17 protein-coding genes and 4 pseudogenes are annotated in these 15747 nt (G+C 59.4%); 6 read left to right on the forward strand and 15 right to left on the reverse strand.

Annotated elements, in window-relative coordinates:
* Positions 1–124: 124 nt before the first annotated feature.
* The 3 genes from AC1D1M_RS26255 to AC1D1M_RS26265 form a co-directional block, all read right to left on the reverse strand.
* Complete coding sequence (locus tag AC1D1M_RS26255; protein WP_477777894.1) at positions 125–1018, reverse strand: polysaccharide deacetylase family protein; 894 nt, start codon at positions 1016–1018, stop codon at positions 125–127.
* The gene (locus AC1D1M_RS26260) at positions 1018–1890 is read right to left on the reverse strand and encodes a GNAT family N-acetyltransferase (protein ID WP_477777895.1); all 873 of its coding nucleotides are present in this window, start codon (positions 1888–1890) and stop codon (positions 1018–1020) included. Before AC1D1M_RS26260 ends, AC1D1M_RS26255 begins: the two co-directional genes overlap by 1 nt.
* A gap of 113 nt (positions 1891–2003) precedes the next feature.
* A complete protein-coding gene (locus tag AC1D1M_RS26265; RefSeq protein ID WP_477777896.1) occupies positions 2004–2456 on the reverse strand; it encodes a thiol-disulfide oxidoreductase DCC family protein in 453 nt (150 codons plus the stop codon).
* A 303-nt stretch (positions 2457–2759) separates the two neighbouring features.
* On the opposite strand from AC1D1M_RS26265, the pseudogene AC1D1M_RS26270 reads away from it, so the two are divergent.
* Positions 2760–3052, forward strand: a pseudogene (locus AC1D1M_RS26270) (alcohol dehydrogenase catalytic domain-containing protein); the annotation flags it as partial.
* Between the two features lie 181 nt (positions 3053–3233).
* On the opposite strand, the gene AC1D1M_RS26275 reads toward AC1D1M_RS26270, so the two are convergent.
* The 4 genes from AC1D1M_RS26275 to AC1D1M_RS26290 all read right to left on the reverse strand — a co-directional run bounded on the left by AC1D1M_RS26275 (position 3234) and on the right by AC1D1M_RS26290 (position 6631).
* The gene (locus AC1D1M_RS26275) at positions 3234–3659 is read right to left on the reverse strand and encodes a GNAT family N-acetyltransferase (RefSeq protein WP_477777897.1); all 426 of its coding nucleotides are present in this window, start codon (positions 3657–3659) and stop codon (positions 3234–3236) included.
* A 275-nt stretch (positions 3660–3934) separates the two neighbouring features.
* Entirely contained in the window at positions 3935–4990 is a 1056-nt protein-coding gene (locus tag AC1D1M_RS26280) for a YkvI family membrane protein (RefSeq protein ID WP_477777898.1), read from the reverse strand.
* A 96-nt stretch (positions 4991–5086) separates the two neighbouring features.
* The gene (locus AC1D1M_RS26285) at positions 5087–5467 is read right to left on the reverse strand and encodes a RidA family protein (protein ID WP_477777899.1); all 381 of its coding nucleotides are present in this window, start codon (positions 5465–5467) and stop codon (positions 5087–5089) included.
* 27 nt (positions 5468–5494) lie between these two features.
* Positions 5495–6631: an NAD(P)/FAD-dependent oxidoreductase gene (locus AC1D1M_RS26290; protein WP_477777900.1), complete on the reverse strand. Its 1137-nt coding sequence runs from the start codon at positions 6629–6631 to the stop codon at positions 5495–5497.
* 184 nt (positions 6632–6815) lie between these two features.
* On the opposite strand from AC1D1M_RS26290, the gene AC1D1M_RS26295 reads away from it, so the two are divergent.
* Complete coding sequence (locus AC1D1M_RS26295) at positions 6816–7430, forward strand: helix-turn-helix domain-containing protein (RefSeq protein ID WP_477777901.1); 615 nt, start codon at positions 6816–6818, stop codon at positions 7428–7430.
* Between the two features lie 15 nt (positions 7431–7445).
* Here the strand turns inward: AC1D1M_RS26295 and AC1D1M_RS26300 are convergent, their stop codons facing one another.
* The gene (locus AC1D1M_RS26300; RefSeq protein WP_477777902.1) at positions 7446–7838 is read right to left on the reverse strand and encodes a DUF2938 family protein; all 393 of its coding nucleotides are present in this window, start codon (positions 7836–7838) and stop codon (positions 7446–7448) included.
* On the opposite strand from AC1D1M_RS26300, the gene AC1D1M_RS26305 reads away from it, so the two are divergent.
* A complete protein-coding gene (locus AC1D1M_RS26305; RefSeq protein ID WP_477777903.1) occupies positions 7837–8040 on the forward strand; it encodes a phosphotransferase in 204 nt (67 codons plus the stop codon). The genes AC1D1M_RS26300 and AC1D1M_RS26305 overlap by 2 nt on opposite strands.
* A gap of 1 nt (position 8041) precedes the next feature.
* On the opposite strand, the pseudogene AC1D1M_RS26310 reads toward AC1D1M_RS26305, so the two are convergent.
* The 4 genes and pseudogenes from AC1D1M_RS26310 to AC1D1M_RS26325 all read right to left on the reverse strand — a co-directional run.
* Positions 8042–8368, reverse strand: a pseudogene (locus tag AC1D1M_RS26310) (DJ-1/PfpI family protein); the annotation flags it as partial.
* A 132-nt stretch (positions 8369–8500) separates the two neighbouring features.
* Positions 8501–9116 (reverse strand): annotated as a pseudogene (locus AC1D1M_RS26315) (FMN-dependent NADH-azoreductase); the annotation flags it as partial.
* Positions 9113–9280: pseudogene (locus AC1D1M_RS26320) on the reverse strand (GNAT family N-acetyltransferase); the annotation flags it as partial. The pseudogenes AC1D1M_RS26315 and AC1D1M_RS26320, both read right to left, overlap by 4 nt.
* Positions 9281–9690: 410 nt before the next feature.
* Positions 9691–10530 (reverse strand): 5'-nucleotidase, lipoprotein e(P4) family, encoded by an 840-nt coding sequence (locus AC1D1M_RS26325; protein WP_477777904.1) that lies wholly within the window; start codon positions 10528–10530, stop codon positions 9691–9693.
* A 210-nt stretch (positions 10531–10740) separates the two neighbouring features.
* Between AC1D1M_RS26325 and AC1D1M_RS26330 the strand changes: the two genes are divergently transcribed.
* On the forward strand, positions 10741–11037 hold the full coding sequence (locus tag AC1D1M_RS26330; RefSeq protein WP_477777905.1) for a hypothetical protein: 297 nt from the start codon (positions 10741–10743) through the stop codon (positions 11035–11037).
* 12 nt (positions 11038–11049) lie between these two features.
* Here AC1D1M_RS26330 and AC1D1M_RS26335 read toward each other — a convergent pair whose 3' ends face one another.
* A complete protein-coding gene (locus AC1D1M_RS26335) occupies positions 11050–11808 on the reverse strand; it encodes a DUF899 domain-containing protein (RefSeq protein ID WP_477777906.1) in 759 nt (252 codons plus the stop codon).
* Between the two features lie 84 nt (positions 11809–11892).
* On the opposite strand from AC1D1M_RS26335, the gene AC1D1M_RS26340 reads away from it, so the two are divergent.
* Positions 11893–13113: a helix-turn-helix domain-containing protein gene (locus tag AC1D1M_RS26340; protein ID WP_477777907.1), complete on the forward strand. Its 1221-nt coding sequence runs from the start codon at positions 11893–11895 to the stop codon at positions 13111–13113.
* 35 nt (positions 13114–13148) lie between these two features.
* Positions 13149–13781, forward strand: a complete 633-nt coding sequence (locus AC1D1M_RS26345) for a Vgb family protein (protein WP_477777908.1) — start codon at positions 13149–13151, stop codon at positions 13779–13781.
* Between the two features lie 193 nt (positions 13782–13974).
* Here the strand turns inward: AC1D1M_RS26345 and AC1D1M_RS26350 are convergent, their stop codons facing one another.
* Entirely contained in the window at positions 13975–14376 is a 402-nt protein-coding gene (locus AC1D1M_RS26350; RefSeq protein ID WP_477777909.1) for a GFA family protein, read from the reverse strand.
* A 388-nt stretch (positions 14377–14764) separates the two neighbouring features.
* The gene (locus AC1D1M_RS26355; RefSeq protein WP_477777910.1) at positions 14765–15625 is read right to left on the reverse strand and encodes a CAP domain-containing protein; all 861 of its coding nucleotides are present in this window, start codon (positions 15623–15625) and stop codon (positions 14765–14767) included.
* Positions 15626–15747: the final 122 nt, after the last annotated feature.

Genomic DNA, 15747 nt, shown 5'->3' on the forward strand with positions numbered 1-15747 from the left:
GTCGGTTACCCAGATCAAGAATAGTCTGCGATGACGCCTTGAGCGCGGCCAGGGCCAGCGCACGGGCGAGTGTGCCGAATTCAGAACGCCAGCGTGGCTCAGGCCGTTCCGAACCACTTGCCACTCAGGCGGGGAATTGGGCTATCCAGTGCCTGGCAATCTCTTCGCGCCGGCAGATCCACACCGCGTCGTGGCCTTGCACGTAATCGAGAAAGCGCGCCAGCGCCATCGCACGACCAGGATGGCCACTGATCCGCCCATGCAGGCCGACGCTCATCATCTTCGGGTGTTGCGTGCCCTCCTGCCACAGCAGGTCGAAAGCATCCTTGAGCAGCCGGAAGAAGTCTTCACCGCAGGCGAAACCATTCGGCAGCAGATAGCGGGCGTCGTTGTTGACCAGTGTGTAAGGGATCACCAGGTGGGCGGGCGAACCTGGGAGCCAATAGGGCAGATCATCGTTGTAGGCGTCTGAGCTATAGAGAAACCCACCTTCCTCACGCAACAGGCGGCGGGTGTTCTGGCTGACCCTTCCTGTGTACCAACCTACGGGGCGTTTACCGCAGATTTGCTCGATCACGTCGAGGGTGAGGCGGATATGGCGCCGCTCCTGGTCTTCAGGCATATCGCGATAGTCCAGCCAACGGTAGCCATGCCCGGCAATCTCATGCCCGGCAGCGCAGAGCGCATGGCCAATCGCCGGGGTGAGTTCCAGTGCCCGGCCGACGGCGAAGGCGGTCAGCGGCAGACCTCGGGCGCTGAACAGCTCCAGAATGCGCCACACACCTGCGCGCGATCCGTATTCGTACATGCCCTCGACGCTCAAGTCCGGTTCCCCCACACGCGGCGGGCGGCCCGGTAGTTCGTGAAGCCAGGCCTCCGACTGTGCATCGCCATTGAGAGTGCATGACTCCGCGCCCTCTTCGATGTTGAGTACGAACTGGACCGCGACATGCGCCTCACCGGGCCATCGCGGGTGGGGTGGGCAGCCGCCATAACCGATGAGGTCGCGAGCGGACATCAGCCCAGCTCGAAGGTCGTGACGCCGAACACACGTTCGTGCGCGATCGCCGGAGGAGGGCCGAGGTACATGCGTGCGCAGCCGAAAACCTCGATCATGCCCTGTTGGTGCACGAGCGCCATCGCGGCGGGGTTATTCTCCGGGGCATCGAGAAACAGCGGGCCACCCTCGGCAAATTCTGCCAGGCGCGCGTAGAGGGCATTGGCTGCCAGGGCGTCATCGGCGAACAAGGGGCCGATCTTGTAGCCTTCCCGGCAGCGCCTTACTACGCCATAGCCGCTTAGCCTGCCCTCGCGCTGGCAACCCACAGTAAGTGCGTCGGCTTGGGCTATCCACCCGCTCAGGAAGCTTGCGCGCGGGGCGGGGAAGCAGGTGCGGTCGTAATCGACAACCTGATCGAACGGGAAGGAGGCCAACGGGACGATGTCCTGGTCGTCTACCTGCGAGGTCGTCGGGCGGGCGCTGAGATTGGCACGAAAACGCATGTTGCGATGGGAGAAGACGAAACCACCCTTGGCGTAGTAGTCCTGCATCGCGAAGACGCCGTCCATGCCGATGCTCGCGCCTGGGCGCAGGCGGGCGAGGAGTCGCTCGCGGCGCGCATGCCAGAGGGTATTACCCAGACCTTGACCGCGATATTCAGGCCGGACGATGAAAAAACCCATGAAACCGAATTCGCCATTGTAGGAGGTGATGGCACCGCCGCCGATCAATTCGCCGCCCCGGGACGCCGCGATGAAGGCGGCAGGGTCCGTAGCCCAGAACAGCTCGGCATCGTGAAGGCCGGGATTCCAACCCTCACGGGCAGCCCAATCGACGAGCTCGTCCAGCTCGGGACGGGTCATGTTGCGTATGACCAGCTGATTCGACACCGCGAAGTTCTCCTCAGTCGCTAATCGAGCGTGTGGTCCATCCCCACTCTGAACCCTTTCGGTATAGCTTCAACCCGAGTATTGATCCAGGTCGTCACGTCACCTGCAGGCGTTCATAGGGGCGCTTTCAAAAAGCGCTGTTCATGATCAGGATCCGGCAACAGGCATGTGTCGTATTTCCCGAAGAGCCGATAACGATTAAGCGCAATGCGGTCGTATGCCCAATCTCGAAGTTTGCGAGGGAAGATGCGCAACAGGTTCACGGGGCGCCAGCGTGCGGGTAACCGGGCAAAGATTTCGAAAAATGCTTGCGAACGCACCCAGTAGTGTCGGTCGCGGATCACCGCCATGGTGTCGAATTGATCCAGGGGCAAACCTGCCCATGCGAGCAGAGCCTGTCCCTCGGGTGACTGAACCGCCGCCAACCGCAGGCGCCGCTGGCGGTCATGGCGAATCACGAACCTCACCCAGCCATTGCACAGCTTGCAGACACCGTCAAACAAGACCACCGTCTCTCCTGGTTTGAGCAGTGGCGCGGGTGAGGGGCGGATTTGCGAGGCGGGCATAAGCGTGGGTCCAAGGGAGCCTGGTTATCCCGGATCATAACCGCGTGCCACCGTTATAGTCTGCATTTGGCCGATTGCTCTCAGTCACGAAGGGCGTGAAGTGGACGTTCGGCGATAACCTTTGGCGTCTCCATAATCGCTACGACCCGCAACGCTCCACGCAATAACGCTTGGTATCAGAGATGTGACTGCTGCAATCTGTGCACTAATTATCTGCAGCAAGTCAGTATTGTTCATCAGGGGATCAGCTCTCACGCTAGAGACAACTATGTGAAGTCAGCTTCTGACTAAGGGGAAATGACCATGGTATCTGCGATCCGGTTTAGCCAGTCCGGCAATCCTGAAGTACTGAACCTGGAGACACTGAGCCAACAATCGCCAGGACAAGGCGAGGTTTGGCTCGAGCAAGAAGCTATTGGTGTCAACTTCCTCGACGTTACCCAACGTAAGGGAGCGGTGCCCATTGCGTTGCCATCCGGGCTTGGGCTTTAAGGCGCTGGGCGTGTCGCCGTTGTGGGGACGGTGTCAGCAATGTGCAAGTCGGGGATCGCGTCGCCTATTTGCGTACGCAGGTAGGGGTTTGTTTGTCCTCGAAGAAAACATCCGGAGACTGGTACGGAGTACCCGCCGGGTTTGCGCCAGCTGTTGATTGCTCCTTGTCTGTCTTCCCATCGAAAATCACGGGCCCTTAACGACGTAAGGTCAGTTGGGCAGACGCTTACGCTGAAGCTAGCGCGACCTGTCGTTTTCCTTTCGCCTATAGCTACATTAGTCAGATTAGGCGACCCAGCGCATCACCTTCTCAAGGTGGCCAGTGTGCACGTCCAGTTGTTCATTGAGAACTACAAAGCCCTGGTTCTCATAGAAATGGATACTAGGCGCATTCGCTGAATACACAGTCAGCTGTAGAGTTGACTTAGATGCCATGGCGTCCGCGAGAAGCTGCGTACCTATACCGTCCCCCTGACGCTCAGGCGATACGAATAGTGCCGCAAGTGTGTCTCCATATACAGAGCAGAATCCTACTACCGTCCCGTCTGCCTCAAACACTCGGGACGTGGCGCCGGGTAGGTAGACCTCACGCATAGCAGCAAGCTGGCTACGCCAGAATTCGGGGGCTATGAAGTGATGCGCCTGGATTGACGCTCGTAGCCAAATGTCCAATACGGGCTCTAGGTCAACGTTTCGAAAGTCGCGGATCATGAGGCCTCAACGATTGAGTCAGGAAGAAAACATTGTGCCAAATGCGTGCTCCGCGCAACGGTCCTCCGTTTGCAGATTTACCTGGCACTGATTCTGATCGATCAGCAATACATGGGGCTGGAACTGTGACCGCCAACGCCAGCACCGGTTTGCTCTGGACGCTGACAGTCTATTTGGGCCGCTGGCATGAGTATCGCCCCGTACGGCCAGCCGATTCCGTTGATGGTCATGGTCGCACTGATCGTTCTTTTGCTCAGCATGCCACTATCGACTGATTAAGCCTGGGCCAGGCGTCCTACGCGTAACCAGCCAACGACCACTGCGCCAATCAGCAAGAAGCCCAGGTAGCCAAAGAGTGGATAGACCTGGCCCACCAGGTTGACAAACCCGACCAGGCTACCGACGAAAGCCAGTGCGCCAGCGGCCGCTGAGCCGACGCGGAATTTGCGAGTGCCTGCCGGCAGTAGCCGGGCCGAAAAGGAATACAAGGTACCGACGGCCGTGTTGACGATCATCAGGAAAATGATCACCGCCATCAGCAGACCGAGGACTGGCGAAACCTCCGTGGCGATGGACAGCATGGGCATTGGCAAATCCGCCACGCTGTCCAGGCGTGACAGCAATCCCAGGCTCATCACCAGCATCAGCAGCCCCAGCAACGCGCCACCGAAGATGCCACCCCAAATGGCTTGCTTCTCGGATTTTGCGGCGCCGCCCATGATCGCCAGAAACGGCACCCCGGCCACTATGTTGTAAGACACGTACAACAACGCTCCCAGCAGCCAATGGCTTGCGCCAGCGTCTTGCTGGCTGGCTAGTTGATTGAGTTCACCGAAACTCAAGCCTCGGGTGGCGACGCCATAAAAGGCAACCGCTACCGCCGTCAGGATCAACAGCGGAGTGACGGCGCCGATCATGCCAATGACCTTCTGCACATCCAGGCACACGATGGCAACCACGATCAGGGTCACCGCCACGCTGCCGAACATGGCGGGGATGCCGAACTGTTGTTCCAGCAAGGCGCCGCCGCCGGCCAACATGACCACGGTCACCGCAAACATGAAGAAGGTGACCATCATGTCGACAAAGGTGCCCAGGTAGCGTCCGCACAGTGCATACACCACGTCCTTATGGGACCTTGCCCGCAGTCGGCTACCCATGCCCGCCAATGCCATCCCGAGAAAGGTGAAGAGTGCGGCGCTGACCACCGCCCCGAGCAGTCTCCATACGCCGAAATCCACGAACATGAGCTGCAGCTCCCGACCGGAGGCGAATCCTGCACCGACAATCACACCAACAAATGCACCGGCTATTTTCAGACTTTCTTTCATGACGATTTCCCTCAAGTTGTTTTTGTTATGGCTTATGGGGACGACCACTGTTCATGGCCCTCCCGGGGCATCGCACTGGCAAACAGCAGGGGTGGGTCAGCGGGCGCCGACCCACGCCTGGACTTCGATCTCCACATCGACCCCCAGCGCCAACTGGGCGCCGCCGACCGTGGAACGCACCGGAAAACCGTTCTGGAAGTGGTGCTTGTACACCTCGTTGAAACCGGCGAAATGTTGCATGTCCGACAGCCACACCGTGGCCTTCACCACGTGATCAAAACCCACCCCGCATTCGGCCAGGGTCTCGCCGATGCGGGCCATGGCGGCCTCGGTTTGCTCGCGGATATCACCGAGCACCACCTCGCCCAGAGGGGTCATCGGTACTTGCCCTGAGAGGAACAAAAAATCGCCGACTCGAATGGCTTTGGAGAACGGATAGGGCAGGTGGCTGGGGTAACGCTGGAGATTGTCAGACATGGTACGGAACCTCATTGGGATGAATGATTAACGCAGGCGGCCAGGTGCCAGGCGTTGTGGCTCGACGCCCTGGCGGCGCAGTGTTTCGGGTAGGGGTTGATCGAACAATTGGGCACAGGCCAGTTGCGATACGCCGGCCGCGGACTGAATGCCATAACCGCCCTGTGCCGCCAGCCAGAAGAAGCCTTCGCGGTGATCGTCCCAGCCGACCACCAGATCACCGTCGGCGACGAACGAGCGCAGGCCGGCCCAGCTGTGGCGTGGGCGGCGGATGGTCAAGGAGGTGGCGGCTTCGATGTGGTAGATCCCGGTGGCGATGTCCAGCTCTTCGGGCATCACGTCCTGTGGCGGGACGGGATCGGCGTTGGCCGGCGAGCCAAGCAGTTGGCCAGCGTCCGGTTTGAAGTAAAAACTTTCGTCGATGCCGATCACCGCAGGCCATCGTGAGAAGTCCATGCCCTCAGGGCCGTCGAAGGTAAAGGCGGTGCGTCGGCAGGGCTGCATCCCAATGGGCTTCACACCGCATTGCTGCGCCACCTGGTCGGCCCAGGCACCTGCGGCGTTCACCAGATTGCGTGCGCGCAACTGGCGGCCGTCGGCCAGTGTCAGGTGCCAGTGTCGACCTTCGCGGGTGGCGACGCTCAGTTGGGCGTCGCACTGCAGCACGCCACCGGCTCGGCGCATGGCCCGCAAAAAACCTTGGTGCAGCGCGTGGACGTCCAGGTCACGGGCGTCGGTTTCGAGCATCGCCCCGACAATCGCCTCTGGGCGCAGGCACGGCACCAACGCGAGGGCGTGCTCGGTATCAATCAATGAAACATTTCCAGCCTGTGCCTGGCTGACTTCGAAGGTTTGTTTCAGCAGGGATTGCTGCCCCTCGCCTGCGACATACAGACAGCCGCGAGGTTCCAGCAGCGCATGTTCGGTGAAGTCAGTTGGCGGTTGCTCATAGAAGTCCCGGCTGGCGCGGGTCAATGCCTGGATCTGCGGTGTGCCATAGCTTTCCATGAACATTGCGGCGGAGCGTCCGGTGGCGTGATAACCCGGCTGGCTCTCACGCTCGAGTACCACAACGCTGGCTTGCCCGGCCAAGCGATAGGCCAGGGAGGCCCCCGCAATACCACCGCCGATGATGGCGAAATCGAAACATTCGCTGTCGTGCATACCGAAGTACCTCCTGTCTCTGGGGATGGGGAAGAAATGTTCTTCCCTCTGTTTTTATAATTCTCAGATAAGAGAAATGTAAGATATGAGAATTTCCCAGTCAACCCATTACCTTGAGGTATTATTCCAGCCCTTGCCTTGGCTCAGCCCCAGGCACCGTTTTTCGTACGACAGAGAAGTCTGCATGAGTTCCGATCGAGTCTCGTGTCCCACGGACCATCCCTTGATAGATCGCGCCCAGGTCGGTGCCCGCCTGCGTGTCATCCGCAAAAACCAGAAGTTGACGCTTAAACAACTGTCTGAGCGTTCAGGCGTGGCGCTGTCGACCTTGTCGAAGATGGAGCTGGCGCAAGTGTCGGTGAGTTACGAAAAACTCGCGGCCGCAGCTCGGGCCCTGAGTGTGGACATTTCCCAGCTTTTCAGTCCGGCCAAGGCGGGCGTCAGTGCTGTACAGCCCACGGTGGTCAGCACCGCCATCGACAGTGCGGCGGGTTACAGTACGGGCAATTACGAATATCACCCGATGGCGGGGGATTTCCCCGGACGCAGCATGACGCCCATGTACGCGCGGATCTGTGCGCGCGAACTGAATCAGTTCGAAGACTACATCCGTCACCCCGGACAAGAGTTCGCCGTCGTCCTTTCAGGTCGTGTGCGCATTCAATTCGAAACGGGTGAATCCCTCAGCATTGGCTGTCGCGAAACAGCCTATTTCAACAGCTCAATAGGTCATATTTATCTGGCTGAAAGCGAGGATGGCACTGACGCTGAAGTGATGGTGGTGATGTCGGAGTACTGACGCTGAGGGGGGCTGTCAGATCCAGGTTGTACTCACATTCCAGCTCGAGATAGGGACTGCCACTGTTGCCACGCCCAAAGCGATTGCTGGCAGGAAAGTTGGTTCCTGCAGCCAGGCGACTCCTTGAATGCACGCCAGTAACACCGCGAAAGCAACACCCGTGGCGTAGTGCGCCACCCAGCCCAGGACCACTTCACCTCGCACCGGCATCGCTTGTCCAATGCTGGCATGAGCGAATTTGCCTTGGCATACATGACCTACCCAGCGCCCGACGAAAGCGAAATTCAGCGTTGGAACGCCAAAGGCCTTCATGAGGAACATCCACAAATCCATGACGACGGTAGCGCCAACCCCCAACAGAAAAACGTGTGCAACCACTTCCAGCGATGCCTGCCTACCGAATTTCATGGTCGAAGGAAGCAGCTTTACCGGCTACATCGACTGCGGCCGGCTAGGCATCAGTGACATCTATCAAGATCTTGCACTGGCTGTCCGAAGCATAGAGCGCAACCTTGGACAGGCATGGGTAGCGCCATTTTTTCGCGCCTATGGTGTAGAGCCAGATCAGCAACGTATAGCGTTTTACTGTTTGCTAGACGAGTTCTACTGATGAGCCGTTCGAGAATGAAGGCTCCGGCGCAGATGGAGCCGATTCGCTGGCGTCTGGGATCGAGTTCAAACGACGGCAGGAAATCCGGAGCGGCAAGCGCGGCGGGTATCCCCTCCTTGCCGCTGACGAACAGTACTGCGTCGGCGCTATTGGCCTCGGAAAGCGGACCGTGCACCGAAACAGGCAGGCCGTGCGCCGATCGCACGATAGGGCTGGAGCCCAGTATCCGGACGTGCCAGTCCTCGGTGTTGCGGCCTAGAATGTCCCACATCAGGAACAGGTCGATATCAGTGAGTTGGTCGAAAGCGACCAGAGCGATTGTCTTCAAGGCGAACTCCTTGAGATGCGAAAGGGGCAATACGCGGCAACTTCAGTGCGTATTGTTACGCCTTTGAGCGCAGCGAGCTTGTGAGCCTTGGCGAGACGCTAAATGGCAATTCTGAGCCCCGGCGGATCCGTCGCAAATGAGGTTGCTGAACAGCGGCTCCAGTGACAGTCGGGCACGGGTATCATGGACCGTTGCTCGGACGGCCTCTTCACCGAACACCAAACCCTGAAGGTAGGTGAAGTGCGGGTTGAACAGTCCGAGGGTGTTAAGTACCTGGCGTAGGTAAGGCGTTAGAAAATCCGGTTGCCGTGCCAACTCGCCCTGATGAAAGCCACCGGAACCAACCAACACGTACACCGGACGGTTGCTCAGGAGACCGGTCTTGCCCTCGGGGCCTGAACTGAATGTCCGGTGAATGTGCAGGACGTAGTCGATCCAGAGTTTGAGCGCGGCAGGGAGCGTAAAGTTGTGCATCGGGGTGGCAATGAGCAGGATATCGCTGCGCTCCAACTCGCCGATCAGCGCTTCGGAGACCTCGAACGTAGGTGAGTCGAACGGTGTAGTTGTAGCCCAGGGCATGGGCGTAGTCCATACCGAGCGGTGGCAGCGGATGCCTGCCCAGATCGCGTTCAACCAGTTCGAGCCCCGGATACCGGTGCCGCAGGGATGCCACTAATTCCAGTGCGACCTGGTTCGCATGGGAAACTTGGCCATTCGGGCTGGCATTGATCAACAGAACATTATTCATGCCTGATTCTCTGTCTGAAGGCTCTGAGTGAAGTGCATGCCGTGGGCCAGCAGCCACTGGCGAAAATAGAAGCGTTGGGCCAGCGGCATATGCAGGCCGGTATCTAGCACGAAGTGATCGCAATTGCGCTGCACTGCCTCCTCGCGAACAGCTGCCAACAGCCGCCCTCGGAAAACACTAGACTACGAAACACCCGCTGAACGATTTAGCCAATCTGTTGCGTCAACCGGTTGAATCCACAGCCGATTGTGGCCTGTCGCGACAGGCTGAAAACGGCCCGTAGGTGCACGTCTGACATCGTCATATGAGTGAAACCGGGGCATTCGCTTCTGGGGGAGCCTCATGTCAGCGCTCGAAGGTGCCTTCAAACCGAGAGTGATTCAGATCTCCAATGTCGGCATGGCAGATGTCGCGACACGTTTACGATGCTGAAAACGTGTCGCGTTCTATCGGGGTATTTGGGCCGACTACGACCAGGAAAAAGTGAGAAAACCCATCTTGGCCTGGCTGGTTAAGGGGGGGCGCCATGATGGTTCATACCGCCTCCTCAAACCTGCTGTCAGACCCAGCCCTGTTATTGCTTAAGCTGCCAGGCTGTAGAGCTAGCCGCCGCCTTGAACTTAGCACGGTTTTCCGGCGTGGCCGGTGGTTCTGAATCGCCAAAAATGGCTTTGAGCCAGTGGCCATCGGTAGGGTTCGGAAAGATAATAAACTTGCGGCCAAACTGCTCTTTGTCTTCGGTCATAAGGCTATTACGTTGTTTAACGTCAGCGACGTAGTACTTGCGCTTAAAGTCGTTGAGGTTGTCACCAAGCATCACCACCACATCGTAATCCTTGGCGATCTCTGATTGACGCGGCTCCTTGTTGGAGCTTTCACGATAAACCGTCAGATGTTTTTCATCGGCAAACGGAAGATTGTTTTTCCGAAGATTCGCCAAGGCGTATTCAAAGGTTTTTTCGCCTTGGTCACGACTGGTGACGTAAAAAACCTCAACACCCTTCGATTGCGCATAGCTCAAGAAATCCACCGCACCAGGCGTTGCAACCGGGCCATTCTCAGCCACCCATTTATCCCACGCAGTGTCGTCGAAAAACTCTTTATTGGCATTGATCATGTAGCCCCAATAGCTATTGCTATTCAGAACGGTGTCGTCGACATCGCTGATGATAGCTAAAGGTCGATCGCCAGCTTTGTGAGCCTGGAGGGCTCGATCCAGTTGCATTCTTGCTACGTTGAACCCTTGATAGTAAAGCGCCTCAAACTCAGCTGCTGTTTGCTTCCAGGCGACGGCGGCCGTTAAAAGATTTGAAGGGGGGCTGGCAACTTCCTCGGCAAAGGTGGGAGCCCCATGAAGCATCAGCAGAGAGAGGAGCAAGGGGGAGACCAGGATTTTGTTTGTTTTTATTTTCACATTCGAGCCCTTAGAACGCGGATTGAGCAACTGCGGCAAATGCTGCCGAGGTGTTCTATATCAGCCCGTGTTTGAGCTCAATGCTGGTGTCGCATTTCTAGATTAATCAGGCGTAATTCCTGCCTTTGCTTGTAATAAAGGCGGAGCGAATTGAGTAACCACCAGTTTCAGGGATGCATCATTCACAACGCCGTACCGAGGAAAATGCCAATGCCAGTCCGTCATTCACTTGGCTGTGATCGACGCCCTTCGGTCGAGCAGGTGTTGGCCGGCGAACAGTGGCCGCCCGAATTCGAAGTGGCCCTGAGGGATTTGCTTGAGCAAATGGCCAACGCCGGGCATGAAGTCACTCTGCAGAACCTCGGCCGTTTCCTCGGCGACTTTGTGCCGCGATACACCCTGGACCGTGCCGAGGAATGGCAGGAATGGGCGACCCGACGCTGGGTCTCCCAGACCAAACCTGCACTGGTGGACAAACTGGCGGATGTCTTCATCGGCGGTCAGTGACCCCGCTGGCGCTCACTGGTACTCATCATGCCGGCGCCACCAGGGGCCCGTTTCATTGCGTCCCTTGGGCGCGCGGTCGAGCCATTGGTACATGCCCCACAATCCGTCCAGACCTCGCGCGTAGGTGGAGTAGGTGTGATAAATCTCGCCGTCTTCCAGCACAAACGTACTCAGCCCTGGCCTGTCGCGGGTATAGGTCGGCGCATCGGTTCCACAGGTCGCGGCGAACTGTTTCACCGGTTCCGGAATCTGGCTGGCGTCCATCGCATGGCCGCCGCGTTGGTAGTTGTACTCAACCAAGCCTTCACGTTGCTGCGCCTCGGTGAAGTAGACGTTGTAGTCGGCGGTGAAGTCGCTATCGGCGGCCGAGGCCCAGGGGAAGGTCCAGCCCATTCGGCGCTTGTAGGCCTGGAGTTTCGCCAACGGCGCGCGGGATATCGCCATCAGGGTCACGTCGTGGTTCGCCAGGTGGACGACGACGGGGTCGAAGCCATCGGCGATGGCTGAGCAGGAAGGGCAGCCGGCCGTGTAGTCGGGGCCGAACATGAAGTGATAGACCAGCAGTTGCGAGCGCCCTTGAAAGAGCTCGGCCAGGGTTGCGCTGCCGTTGTCGGTATCGAAGCGATAAGCCTTGTTGAGGCGAACCCATGGCAATGCCTGGCGTTGTCGCGCCACTTCATCGCTGCGTCGGGTCAGGGCCTTTTCCGCTTCAAGCAGTTGCAAACGTGCCGCCAGCCATTGTTCCCGGGTCGCGGTTTTGTGCGTGTTCATCGTTGTACGCTCCTGGTGAAAGGTCGTGATTTAGACTAAACCCGGGTATCGAATGGTGGGAGTGACAAGCGTGGCGGGATTTCGATGGACTCGATGATCACGGCAGCCGCCCAGGCGCTGGCGGCGGGCAATCCGCTGGGTGCACTGGACCGCGTGGCCTTGCGCGACGATGCGCCGGCGCTGGCCCTGCGCGGTATCGCCATGGCGCAACTGGGCGATCTGGTTCGGGCTCGGGCGCTGGTCAAACGCGCGCAGCGGGCCTTTGCGCCCAAGGAAGTATTGGCCCGTGCGCGCTGTGTAGTGGCCGAGGCCGAAATCGCCCTGGCTTCGCGAGAACTCGGGTGGCCGGTCAAGGCGCTCGAAATGGCGCGGGTCACCCTTGAACACCACGGTGACCGGGTCAATGCCGCCCATGCCCGTTATCTGCAAATCCGCCGGTTGCTGTTGATTGGTCAGCTCGATGAGGCGCAGCAGTTACTGGCCGAACTCGACCCCGGCCCATTGCCGCCGGCATTGCGTGCGACCCATGAACTGGTCATGGCGGGGATCGCCATTCGACGCCTGCAATCGCACGCGGCACGGGATGCGCTGGCGAGGGCCAGACAGGCGGCCGGTCAAACCGGGATTGCCGCGCTGATGGCCGAGGTCGAACACGCTGCGCGCCTGCTCGACGCACCCGCAGCACGCCTGATTGCCCAGGGTGAAGCACGACCGCTGTTGCTCGATGAAGTTGAAGCGTTGCTCTGTTCAACGTCGCTGGTGGTGGATGCCTGCCGGTACGCGGTGCGTGGCTGTGGCATGTCGGTGTCGCTCGCTACACGCCCGATCCTGTTCATGCTTGCCCGCGCATTGGCCGAAGCGTGGCCCGCCGACGTTGCGCGGGAAACGCTGATCGCCCGGGCGTTCCGTCTGAAGCTCTCGGATGAATCCCATCGCGCCCGGCTTCGTGTGGAAATCGGCAGGCTGCGTAAGGCACTCAAGCCGTTGGCCGACGTCATCGCGACGGCCCGTGGTTATGCCCTGCAATCGCCGGTGTGTACGGAGGTGGTGACACTGGCGCAACCGGTCGAGGAAAAATTTGCCGCGGTAATTGCCTGCCTCGCCGATGGTGAGTCGTGGTCGAGTTCCGCCCTGGCCTTGGCACTGGGCACCAGCCAGCGCACAGTGCAACGGGCGCTCGATACGCTGGCGGAAGAGGGCAAGGTGCAGTGGTTTGGCCGTGGCCGCGCGCGGCGCTGGATGACACCGCCCGTGCCGGGATTCGCGACGACCTTGTTACTCCCGGCGCCGCTGCCCGGTGGCTAGGATGAACGCCACCAACCCCCATCGAGGAATGCCAGATGAAACACGCAACTGCTGAAATCATTCGTGAATATGGCCCGTTTGCCGATGTCGACCATGTGTGCGGCGTCACCTGGGACGGCGAAAAGGTCTGGTTCGCCAGCAACAGCAAAATCAATGCCCTGGACCCGGAAAGCGGCAAGCTGCTGAGCTCGATCGATGTCGCTGCCCATGCTGGCACCGCGTTCGATGGCGAGCATCTGTTCCAGATCGCCGAAGACCGCATCCAGAAAATCGACCCCCGCACCGGCCGCATCCTCTCGACGATTCCTGCCCCCGGCGCAGGCACCGATTCGGGCCTGACCTGGGCCGAAGGGACGTTGTGGGTGGGCCAGTATCGCGAACGCAAGATCCACCAGATCGACCCCGAGACCGGCAAGATCCTGCGCACCATCGAATCCAACCGTTTCGTCACCGGCGTGACCTGGGTTGAAGGTTCGCTGTGGCATGGCACCTGGGAGGGCGACGAGAGTGAACTGCGGCGCATCGACTCGCAAACCGGTGAAGTACTGGAGAGCCTCAAGATGCCGGAAGGCGTCGGCGTGTCGGGGCTGGAGTCCGATGGTGGCGAGCGGTTGTTCTGCGGTGGCGGTGATAGCGGCAAGGTGAGGGTAGTGCGTCGGCCTTCGTGAGGCGCTGCAGCCAGATCACCAGGTACAACCTTTGTGGGAGCGAGCCTGCTCGCGATAACGGTGGGTTAGTCACAGCGATGCTGGCTGTAAGGACGCCATCGCGAGCAAGCTCGCTCCCACAGGGTTAGTGGGTGTACGCAAAATCTGTGAGCAACCGAAGTCACTGTGGGAGCGAGCTTGCTCGCACCACCATTCAGTCCGCTTGTGGATGCTGATCGTTGATGTCGTACCAATCCGCTTTCGAGCTGACGTAAACGTGTTTTTGCTTGCCTGTTCGTAGTGGCGTATCCAGCGTAGCGAGGGCAACCGAAACCCAATCGGAAAACGCTCCTGTCGAGTCAGTCCAGAACAGCGAAGATCCGCAGCGGGAACAGAACTGTCGCGTGACACCCCTGGACGATTCATAGGCCTGCAGTGAATCTGCGCCAGTCATGATCGAGAGTGCCGAGGCGGGCGCGCTGGCATAGGTTGCAAACGCAGCCCCATGGCCCTTGCGGCATTGGCTGCAATGGCAATGGGTGACGGCTTTCAGCTCGGTCGACAGGCCGTACTTGATGGCGCCGCAGAGGCAACTGCCGTGGTGAAACTCATCCATGTAAAGTCATCCCTGGATCGATAGTATTTTTCTGTCCTGCCATGTTTTCTGCTGGTCGAAATCGGTCTAAAAGCGCGGTTGGCAATCGTGCCTGTTTTGCTATCCTCAACCTTGTAGGTGAAGACGCAGACTGATGCGCAAAAGGATAGCAAGGGGACGTGGGGCGCGTTCCGAAGGGTACACGGTTAGAAAGATCCCCGCGCTGGGATCCAGCCCTTATGCCGTGTGAAGCAGAAGAGTTCCATTACAGTTTCACGGCTCTTTTGTGGGAGGCCTGATAAACCTTGTAAGCCGGAGACCAGCGCCGGCCACCTACTTATTACATTCACCCACGAAGCCCGCCCAGTGCGGGCTTTTTAATGCCCGCAAGGTGGGTCCGGTCAGCGGCTCAAGGGGCGCCAAACAGCATCGTCCAGTAAACGCCGTTGTCGCTGCGAGCGTTGGCGGCGTAGGCGGCACCGACCTGGGTGAACATCGGGTTCATCAGGTTGGCGCAGTGCCCGGGGCTGGCGAGCCAGCCGGCCATGGCCTTGCTGGGTGAACCTTGCCCGGCGGCGATGTTTTCACCGATCTGCCGGCCACGGTAGCCGGCGGCCTTGGCACGGTCATAGGGCATGTCTCCGTCGGGGTCCTGGTGGGCGAAATAGTTACCGTAGGCCATATCCTTGCTGTGGCTTTGTGCTGCGGAGCCCAAGGCTGCACTCCAGGATAGCGGCCGTGCGGCGGCAAAACGCTGGCGACCGCAAAGTCGCGGCTTGGCCCGCGCTGCGTTGACCTGTGCCAGCAATGCCTGCGCGGCGCTGCGTGGATCGCCGGTTTGCCCGTCGAGCACCGGCCGCGCCAGCACCACTTGCCACTCACTCCCGGCGCGGCTGACGCCGATGTCTGCGTATTGGTTGTCGAGCAGCGCGGCGCAGTGCTCGTCCTGGAACATATCGAAGGCTTCTTCGGCATCCCGTGCACCCACCACACGGATCGACCGCACCATGGTTGCCTGATAGCCGGAAGCCTTTAACCGGTCCCGCAACCCACCGCCATAGCCAACGGGTAAGGCCAGGTTCGACTTGAGTGTCAGGGGTGATAAACGTTGCGTCGGTCTCAGACCGCAGCGTTGCGGATGGGCGCGATAGTCGTTGATGGCGTCTACCAGTTGCCGTTGCCCATCGGCGTGGGCGGGGCTGGCAAAAACGGGGAGCAGGGACAACAGGCACAGCGAAGAAAAGCGCAAGGCAACGACAGTTTGGCGCATGGACGGACAACTCTGATGAGATGACAACGAAGAAAGTGGGGAAAAGCGCTGGGCTATGACTGGCGCCTCGAAACAAGGTTCACGCCGCAGACATGTCTATTTTCGGGCGAAGCCATGAGTCC

Source organism: Pseudomonas sp. P1_F7, assembly GCF_056405655.1.